General features: G+C 69.2%; 11 protein-coding genes and 1 pseudogene. 3 read left to right on the top strand and 9 right to left on the bottom strand.

Going from position 1 to position 7,357, the window contains the following annotated elements; all coding sequences use genetic code 11:
- Positions 1-458: pseudogene (locus tag KBY95_RS13510) on the top strand (DUF4912 domain-containing protein); the annotation flags it as partial.
- Between the two features lie 3 nt (positions 459-461).
- Here KBY95_RS13510 and KBY95_RS13505 read toward each other — a convergent pair.
- Together KBY95_RS13505 and KBY95_RS13500 are read right to left on the bottom strand one after the other, a co-directional pair.
- A complete protein-coding gene (locus tag KBY95_RS13505; protein WP_254965655.1) occupies positions 462-2,021 on the bottom strand; it encodes a bifunctional aminoglycoside phosphotransferase/ATP-binding protein in 1,560 nt (519 codons plus the stop codon).
- Positions 1,987-2,493, bottom strand: a complete 507-nt coding sequence (locus KBY95_RS13500) for a tryptophan-rich sensory protein (protein WP_254965654.1) — start codon at positions 2,491-2,493, stop codon at positions 1,987-1,989. Before KBY95_RS13500 ends, KBY95_RS13505 begins: the two co-directional genes overlap by 35 nt.
- 139 nt (positions 2,494-2,632) lie before the next feature.
- On the opposite strand from KBY95_RS13500, the gene KBY95_RS13495 reads away from it, so the two are divergent.
- A complete protein-coding gene (locus KBY95_RS13495) occupies positions 2,633-2,794 on the top strand; it encodes a hypothetical protein (protein WP_254965653.1) in 162 nt (53 codons plus the stop codon).
- Here the strand turns inward: KBY95_RS13495 and KBY95_RS13490 are convergent.
- The 5 genes from KBY95_RS13490 to KBY95_RS13470 all read right to left on the bottom strand — a co-directional run bounded on the left by KBY95_RS13490 (position 2,728) and on the right by KBY95_RS13470 (position 5,326).
- On the bottom strand, positions 2,728-3,204 hold the full coding sequence (locus KBY95_RS13490) for a hypothetical protein (RefSeq protein ID WP_254965652.1): 477 nt from the start codon (positions 3,202-3,204) through the stop codon (positions 2,728-2,730). The genes KBY95_RS13495 and KBY95_RS13490 overlap by 67 nt on opposite strands.
- A gap of 233 nt (positions 3,205-3,437) precedes the next feature.
- Entirely contained in the window at positions 3,438-3,815 is a 378-nt protein-coding gene (locus tag KBY95_RS13485; RefSeq protein ID WP_254965651.1) for a hypothetical protein, read from the bottom strand.
- Positions 3,816-3,825: 10 nt separating this feature from the next.
- Positions 3,826-4,071, bottom strand: a complete 246-nt coding sequence (locus KBY95_RS13480) for a hypothetical protein (protein ID WP_254965650.1) — start codon at positions 4,069-4,071, stop codon at positions 3,826-3,828.
- Between the two features lie 58 nt (positions 4,072-4,129).
- Positions 4,130-4,750, bottom strand: coding sequence for a DUF4335 domain-containing protein (locus KBY95_RS13475; RefSeq protein ID WP_254965649.1), 621 nt, complete (start codon positions 4,748-4,750; stop codon positions 4,130-4,132).
- Between the two features lie 21 nt (positions 4,751-4,771).
- On the bottom strand, positions 4,772-5,326 hold the full coding sequence (locus KBY95_RS13470; protein ID WP_254965648.1) for a DUF3038 domain-containing protein: 555 nt from the start codon (positions 5,324-5,326) through the stop codon (positions 4,772-4,774).
- 80 nt (positions 5,327-5,406) lie between these two features.
- Between KBY95_RS13470 and KBY95_RS13465 the strand changes: the two genes are divergently transcribed.
- Positions 5,407-5,946 (top strand): adenine phosphoribosyltransferase, encoded by a 540-nt coding sequence (locus KBY95_RS13465; protein ID WP_254965647.1) that lies wholly within the window; start codon positions 5,407-5,409, stop codon positions 5,944-5,946.
- A 3-nt stretch (positions 5,947-5,949) separates the two neighbouring features.
- Here KBY95_RS13465 and KBY95_RS13460 read toward each other — a convergent pair whose 3' ends face one another.
- The gene (locus tag KBY95_RS13460; RefSeq protein ID WP_396095025.1) at positions 5,950-6,120 is read right to left on the bottom strand and encodes a DUF2949 domain-containing protein; all 171 of its coding nucleotides are present in this window, start codon (positions 6,118-6,120) and stop codon (positions 5,950-5,952) included.
- Positions 6,083-7,315, bottom strand: coding sequence for an FAD-dependent monooxygenase (locus KBY95_RS13455; protein ID WP_254965645.1), 1,233 nt, complete (start codon positions 7,313-7,315; stop codon positions 6,083-6,085). Before KBY95_RS13455 ends, KBY95_RS13460 begins: the two co-directional genes overlap by 38 nt.
- Positions 7,316-7,357: the final 42 nt, after the last annotated feature.

The raw sequence follows: 7,357 nt of genomic DNA, 5'->3' as shown, positions 1-7,357 counted from the left end.
TGCATGAGCGGCTGTACCAAAGCGCCACCAGCCAATGGCGCCGACTGGGGCGTGGCTCCGAGGCCTTCCACGAGCTCGACGCTGCGGCTGGTCTGGAGAGCGGTGGCGTGTTCTCCGCCTCCGGCGTGGGCCCCTGGGCCTCGGGCCGCAGCGCCTCCGGCATGGGTGGGGTGGGCTCCCGGCAGCGCTCCTTCTGGCTGGTGGCCGATGCCGAGCTGATTGTGTATGGCGCCACCGATCCGGCGGCCCGGCTCAGCATCGGCGGTGAGGAGGTGCCCCTCTCGGCCGATGGCACCTTCCGGGTGCAGGTGCCCTTCCGCGACGGCCAGCAGCTCTATCCGATCGAGGCCGTGGCCGCCGATGGGGAGCAGAAGCGCAGCATCACCATGGAGTTCCGCCGCTCGACGCCGGAAGCCAACGTCAACAGCCGCGAAGCCTCCATCGCCGAGTGGTTCTAGGCCTCAGGGCGGGGCCTGACCCGGCCCTGCCAACCGTTCCGCCACGGAGGCGATGAGGTTCAGGGGCGTCGTTAGCGCCGCCACCTCCAGGCCATGGGCCCATTCGCGCCCTTCAAGCGGCTCCATGGCTCTGAACTGAGACGCCAGAACGGCCCCATCCGCATCGGAGGGGTCGCCACCACGGGCCTGTCGTTCCACGAGACGCCGCTGGGCCTGCTCCTGGGAACTGACGCAGGCCAGGATCAGGAACGGGACGCCGCGCTCACGGGCCAGTGCTTCCATCCGCTGCCGCTGATCGCGACGCAGGAAGGTGGCATCCACCACCACCGACAGCCCCGCGGCGAGGATCCGGTCCGCCTGCTCAGGCAGATGCTGGTCGTAGAGCATGGCGCTCACCTCCGGTCGATAGGGGTCCCCCTGGAGCGGTGGGTCTGGGCCCTGCCCCCAGAGGCCGAAGAGGCGCTTGCGCTCCACGTCGGAACGCAGCTGGATCCAACCCTGCCGCTGGCAGAGCTGGCGAGCCCGGTGGCTTTTGCCGCTGCCTGATACCCCATGGGTGATCACCAGGGCGGGGGCAGGGGTGGCGGTGGCACGGCTGGCGCCAAGGAGATAGCGCTCCAGGTCCTGTTGCAGCAGAAGCGAGGCCTCGGCGCTGAGGGTCCGCTGGCCCAGGCGCAGGGCGCAGACCTTGGCCCGCACCAGCGATCGGTACACCCGGTACCAGTTCCAGGTGAGCAGGCCCGCGTAGTCGCCGCAGTGACCCAGCCAGCGGTTGAGCAGCACCGCTCCGAGATCGGCTCGGTTGCGGTGTTCCAGATCCATCACCAGGAAGGCCAGGTCGCTGATCACGTCGATCCAGCGCAACTCCGGACTGAATTCCAGGCAGTCGAAGACCCTGAGGCGCTCCCCTTCCAGCAGCATGTTGCCCAGGTGCAGATCCCCGTGGCACTCGCGGATGCGGCCCTGGCTTCGGCGCCCGGCGAAGCAGGGCCGCAGCTGCTCGAACTGGCCGTCGGTCCATTGCCGCAGGGGGGTGACGTCCGGTTCGGGGACCAGGCCGCAGGCCTGCAGCACCTCCAGATTGGCCACGGCCGGTGCCTTCACCAGCTCCGGTGCGCCATAGGGATCGTCGGGGCCGGCCACCGCGGCCGCGGCATGGAACGCCGCCAGGTCGTCCGCCAGCCCCTCAAGCTGGGCGTCGCTGAGGCCGTGACGTTCGAGCACGGCGACAAGTAAGGCGCTCTGGGGAAACTGGCGCATGCGCACCGCCCACTCGAGGCTTGGACCGGAGCCACGGAAAGTCGCCCGCTCGGGCGGGCCATGGATGGGACTGAGCCCCAGGTAAAGGTCTGGAGCCAGGCGCCGGTTGAGCCTGAGCTCTTCCTGGCAGAACCAGTGGCGCCGCTCCGGCGTCGAGAAATCGACGAAGCCCAGATTCACCGGCTTCTTGATCTTGTAGGCGACGGTGCCGGTGAGCAGGATCCAGGAAATGTGGGTTTCCAGGCAGTCGACCCGTTCGACCGGATGGTCATAGGCGCCGGGATCGAGCAGCGCGGCGATCATGGGGTCCACGGTCGCTCCGGTTCTGCTTGCGGTTCAATCCAATCATCTGCAGGGTGACGAGGGCTTCCACAGGGGTCCACACCAGCACAGGAACAAGCAACCACGCCGCCAGGGGCGAAGTGGGCCGCACGATCAGGGCCAGGATCAAGGCGACCAACCAACTCAGCAGCCAGAAGGGAAGACCGGCGACCAGGTTCCGCAGTCGGCAGATCACCAGGTGATCGATGCGGAGCAACACCAGCAGAACCGCATAGGCGCCCATCCAGAACCAATCGCCGCTTTTGAGCCAGAAGGAGAGCGCCGAGAAGTAAAAGCTGACGCTGATCAGGAACCAGGCAGCCGGGATCCAGGGCTGCATGCTGATCCAGCCGGGCCGCTTGAGGGTCCGATACCAGGAGAAATCCCGCTCCGAAGGATTGATGACCAGCGTCACCACCAGAATGGTGATCAGGATCAGGAGCCAGGGTGGCACGGGCATCTGCAGACACAGGCATTATTGGCCGCTGCCGGGTCCCCGTCCATGGAGGGGGGATGTCGGTTCGTCGCGCCGGCAGACCAGGCCGCCGTCCGCCCCTACGTTTGAAGGGTCCCACGAGCTTGATGGAGGCCCCATGCATACCCACGACCTCGAGAACCACGACAACCTCTACGCCGACGAAGGCACGATGGTGATCGGTGAGACCAGGGCTGACGCCCAGATCCATGCTTACTGGGCCGTTGGGGCCATCGCCTTGATGGTGGTGGGACTGGGCGTGGCCCTGGTCGTCTCCTGATCGCTCAGGAAGCGCTCCCGGAAGCAGGCGAGGGGGATGGGTTCACAAAGTCGCCGCCAGTCCCCGGTTCCCCTTCGCCGCCCCCAGGCGGAGATCCGCAATGGGTTGGCGGCTCCCCAGCGGCAGACCAGCAGGTAGCGATGCCCCCAGGCCTGAGGCCAGGCCATGGGGGCCTCCCGGGCCCAGGGCCAGTGGCGAGGATCCAACGGCTCGAGATCGCGATGGCGGCGCAGCAGGGCCGGCAACAGGTGCCCGGCAGGCATCGCCTGGCCGTAGCCGTGCAGGCGCCTGGCCAGGGCCGGTGGATCGCCCCGGCTGGGGAGGATCAGATGCAGTCCCCCCCAGCCGGGAAAGCCCAGGCAGGAGAGAAGGGCGCCGGAAGCTTGTCCGGAAGCGATGCCGGGAGCCATGCGAGGACGGGGACGTGACATCCCTTCGGTGCCACCGCCCGTCACGAAGCGGCCGCCGGGGGGGCCGCACTGGCAGGATCGGCTGAAAGGATCTCACTCCCCTGCCGCCATGTTCGAGAACCGCGAACGGCCCGCCTGGGTCAACTGGTTGATCCTGGCGATCTTCCTGTTGTCGTCGTGGCAGCTGGCCGGGTTCTGGTTTCAGCAGCTTCACCACTGAGACTGCGGCGGCTTCAGGAGGGGCGACGGGGGCGGGCGGTGAGTCCCCGCACCAGCCGGACACCGCCACCCACCAGAAGCAGCAGGGCCATCAGGGCGAGCAGGGCCACCACGATCACGCTGCCCAGCTGCAGGATCCCCATGCTGAGCCGGCTCAGGCCGCCGATCAGGTTGGCGATGGCATTGCTGACCAGGAGCAGGGCATCGAGCCGTTCCGGCAACTGCATCAGCCCGACGAGGATCAGGGCTCCCGCCACGATCAGCATCAGGCCCGCCACCACCTGCCGCCATCGGGAGGATGGACGGCGGCGGCGACTGCGCAGCTGCAGGCCCTTTCCCGGCGTCGGTCCCCTCGGTGTCGGCAGATGCAGCGGGTAGGGGGTGTGGGGCATGGCTGGGGGGTCAGGGCTCCAGCGGATAGCCGGCGCCTCGCATCCACCGCTCGAATTCCATCAGCACCAGCTCGTTGGGGCAATCGATCAGGGACAGGTCGTTGACCGTGCAGTCGCCCTGCCCGCCGTGGTGGAGCGTGAGGTGGAACCGGGTACCGCTCAAGCCGCAGACCTCCGGATCGCTGCGCACCACCACATCCAGGGCCGCTCCCAGCCGTGCAACCCGGCGGCGTAGTTCCGACCAGGTCATGCCCATGGCACGGCAGTGGAAAAGAAAAAGTGTTGCCCCCAGTGTGACCAGAGCGGGGCCGAAGTCAACCGGGCTTGGCCAGGGGGGCAGGGGCCGGCGGCGTTGGGGCGGGCGGTACGGCAGGCGGGGGCAACAGCAAGACCAGGGCCGCTGAGATCGCCAGGGCCGCCGCCCCCCCCAGGGGGGCCGTCAGCCGGCGATGCAGGGGAATTCGCTCCAGCAGCTCCCTGGGGCCCAGCGGTTCGGGTTCGGGAATCTCCAGGGGCAACTGCACGCGGGGATCGAGGCGCAGCAGATCCAGGACCCGGACCAGATCCGCCAGTTCCGCATCATCGAGATGCATCTCCAGCGGGGGGGTATCGGGTTGGCTGCTGCGCAGCAGCAGCCGGTGGCCGCCCTCGGGGTGGGGGCCGATGTCGACGGGCTCGCCGGCGACGCTGAACTCGCGGCGTATGCCGCTGATCAGATGACGGGCATAGGGGAGCACCACCTGCATCAGCGCCTGCAGGTGCTCACGCCGACCCTCCAGCAGGGGCCGGCCCAGCCATTGCAGGTTCCAGCCCGTGATGATGCCAAGGGCCGCACCGCTCTGGCCGATGGAGACGTCCGGGAGCCCCTCCACCTGCAGGCGGCAGCTGAGCTGATCGAAGACGAGGCTCTGCTTCATCACGGAACTCTGAACCATGGGGGTCTCAGGGGGATGGGCTCACGCGACCGCGTCCATCAGGCTGGCCTTGATGCGCTCAAAGCCCCCGTGGCCGGCACAGAGGCTGAGGCCCTGGACCAGCTGCAGGCGCTGGGCGGCCCCGTCCTTGGGATCGAGCAGTTTCTGCACGCCGCTGCGGCGGGGATTCATGCGTTCCTGCACCAGTTCTCCCAGTCGCCCCTGGAACAGGGCCCAGCGTTCGCTCGCCACCTCCTCCGGCTCGCTGCTGGAGAGCAGGGAGCGCAGCATCGGGTAGAGGCGATCGGCCATGACGCAAAGGATGCGGATCAGGGCATCGGTTTCGTCGACGGGAACCTCGCCGCGCCGGCAGGTGCGCCGCAGGGGGTTGTGGCAGCGCCGCTTCCACAGCTCCACCCGGTTGGGGAAGAGCCCGCCGTAGCCCAGCTGTTCGCTCATCCAGACCATCGCCTCGCCGCCGTTGAGGTCGAGCGCCTCCATGCAGAGCAGCATCAGATCGAGCCGCTCCAGTCCCCTGCGGGGCAGGGGGCGGGAGACGCGATCAGGGTTAGCCGCTTCCGAGATGTCGTTGGCCATGACTGCGATGATGCCAGCGGCGCCGTCCATCCGTCACGTCGCCGGTACCGGTCCCTTCACCAGCACGACCCAGCAGCACGATGCCCAGCAGCCCTTCATCGATCGATCTGCGCGCCTGGGTCCGGGACATTCCCGACTTTCCGCAGCCGGGCATTCTCTTCCGTGACCTCACCCCCCTGATGCGGGATCCCGAGGGCTGGGGCGAGGCCATCCGCCTGCTGGGCCTGCTTTGCGAGCGGGTGCAGCCCGACCTGATCGTGGGCATCGAATCCCGCGGCTTCATCGTCGGCACGGCCCTGGCCACCGTCACCGGCGTCGGCTTCGTGCCGGTGCGCAAGCCCGGCAAGCTTCCCGGCGCGGTGATCGGGGTGGACTACAGCCTCGAGTACGGCACCGACCGGCTGGAGATCCACAGCGATGCCCTCGGCGAGGGCTCGCGGGTGCTGATCGTGGATGACCTGCTGGCCACCGGCGGCACCGCGGCGGCCTGCACCGAACTGGTGCTGAAGGCGGGCGGGGAGCTGTGCGGCTTCGGCTTTCTGGCCGAACTGGCCGCCCTGGAGGGCCGCAGCCGGCTGCCCCAGGAGCAGCCGATCGAGTCGCTGATCATCTACAGCTGAGCTTCAGCCCTGCTGGTCCTGCCAGGTGAGGACGGTGTCGAACTGCTCGAGGCTGATCAGGCCGAAACGCCAGAGCACGGCAGGAAGCGGGGCCTGCTCGAGCTGGGACTGCTTGATGCCCAGTTGCAGGGCGTTCTCACTCAGGCCGAGCTGATGGCGCAGGAAGCGCATCATGGCCGGAGAGGGCAGGGGCTGGGGAGAACTGCTGATCACCATCCCGCCATGGTGGAAGCGTCCGGCCCAGGCGGCAAGGCCCCTGGGTCATGACCTGGAGGGCCAGCGCCCGGCTCCAGCCGAACCGCGACAGGACCCCGAAGGCCAGGCTCCGCAGGGGCAGCAACAGGGGCTGGCGGTTGGAGAAGAGCCGCACCAGCAGGTCGGTGGCCAGCAAGGTGAGCAGCAGGTCGGGCCAACGGCGCCGTGCGTAGGCCGCAGCGAGACGGCGCGGATGCAGCCGTCCCTGGGCGGCCCGTTCGGCGAGCTGATGCAGCATCGCCACGTCCCGCCAGCAGAGATTCAACCCCTGGCCGCCCACCGGATGGCAGCGGTGGGCGCTTTCCCCCACCAGCACCGCGCGGCCGCGGTGCAGGCGGCGGGCCAGCTGCAGGGCCACAGGAAAGCTGCGTGGCTGCGCCAGCAGGGCCTCGGGCTGGAGCGCATCCGGCAGGGCCCCCGCCAGCCGGTCGAGGAAAGCAGGACCGCTCAGGGCTTCGAGCTGCCGGCAACGGGCCGTGGGCGCACTCCAGACCAGCTGGAAGCGACGCTCGCCGAGGGGAAGCACCGCGAACGGGCCTTCCGGACGCAGCAGCTCCCAGGCCTCGTCGTCGGCGCCGCCGCCCATCTCCACCTGCACGGTGAGGCAGGCCTGGGCGTAGCGGTGGCTCCATTGGCCGATTCTCAGCGCCCGCCGGGTGGGGGAGTCGGGTCCGTCGGCGGCCACCAGCAGATCGGGTTCGGTGCCGGGGATCGGCGGCGCATCCACCCCCAGTGCCAGGTCAATGGCGGGGTGCTGGCCCAGGCGCCGCAGCAGCAGCGCCATCAGGGGCCGGTGCGAGCCGATCCAGCCCACCGCGCTGGCGTTGTTGAGGTCGGCTGGATCGAAGCTCACCCGGCGTGACGTTGCCATGTCCTGCAGCCGCAGGCGCCGGAAGGGCACCAGCTGCGGCCGCAGGTCGCCCCAGAGGCCCAGGCGCTCCAGCAGGGCGCGGCTGGAATGGGTGAAGGCGTAGGCCCGCTCACGGCCCTGCAGCGCCTCGGGGGAGAGGGGATCGTGCAGGCTCACGCGCCAGCCGGCCTGCGCCAGGGCCAGGGCCGTCAGGGCGCCGGTGGGGCCGGCTCCATGGATCCGGGCGTGGAGCGAAGGGCGCATGGCCACAAAAAAGCCGCAACAGAAAGTCTGCTGCGGCGATGG

It is taken from the genome of Cyanobium sp. Aljojuca 7A6 (assembly GCF_024346455.1).
Lineage (GTDB): Bacteria > Cyanobacteriota > Cyanobacteriia > PCC-6307 > Cyanobiaceae > Cyanobium.
This window is presented reverse-complemented; position numbering and strand designations above follow the sequence as displayed.

What these genes read in the sequence shown, in the direction of transcription:
- KBY95_RS13505 (WP_254965655.1), bottom strand. Translation starts at nt 2,021, where the DNA reads ATGATCGCCGCGCTGCTCGATCCCGGCGCCTATGACCATCCGGTCGAA.
- KBY95_RS13495 (WP_254965653.1), top strand. Translation starts at nt 2,633, where the DNA reads ATGCATACCCACGACCTCGAGAACCACGACAACCTCTACGCCGACGAA.
- KBY95_RS13490 (WP_254965652.1), bottom strand. Translation starts at nt 3,204, where the DNA reads ATGGCTCCCGGCATCGCTTCCGGACAAGCTTCCGGCGCCCTTCTCTCC.
- KBY95_RS13485 (WP_254965651.1), bottom strand. Translation starts at nt 3,815, where the DNA reads ATGCCCCACACCCCCTACCCGCTGCATCTGCCGACACCGAGGGGACCG.
- KBY95_RS13480 (WP_254965650.1), bottom strand. Translation starts at nt 4,071, where the DNA reads ATGGGCATGACCTGGTCGGAACTACGCCGCCGGGTTGCACGGCTGGGA.
- KBY95_RS13475 (WP_254965649.1), bottom strand. Translation starts at nt 4,750, where the DNA reads ATGGTTCAGAGTTCCGTGATGAAGCAGAGCCTCGTCTTCGATCAGCTC.
- KBY95_RS13470 (WP_254965648.1), bottom strand. Translation starts at nt 5,326, where the DNA reads ATGGCCAACGACATCTCGGAAGCGGCTAACCCTGATCGCGTCTCCCGC.
- KBY95_RS13465 (WP_254965647.1), top strand. Translation starts at nt 5,407, where the DNA reads ATGCCCAGCAGCCCTTCATCGATCGATCTGCGCGCCTGGGTCCGGGAC.
- KBY95_RS13460 (WP_396095025.1), bottom strand. Translation starts at nt 6,120, where the DNA reads ATGATGCGCTTCCTGCGCCATCAGCTCGGCCTGAGTGAGAACGCCCTG.
- KBY95_RS13455 (WP_254965645.1), bottom strand. Translation starts at nt 7,315, where the DNA reads ATGCGCCCTTCGCTCCACGCCCGGATCCATGGAGCCGGCCCCACCGGC.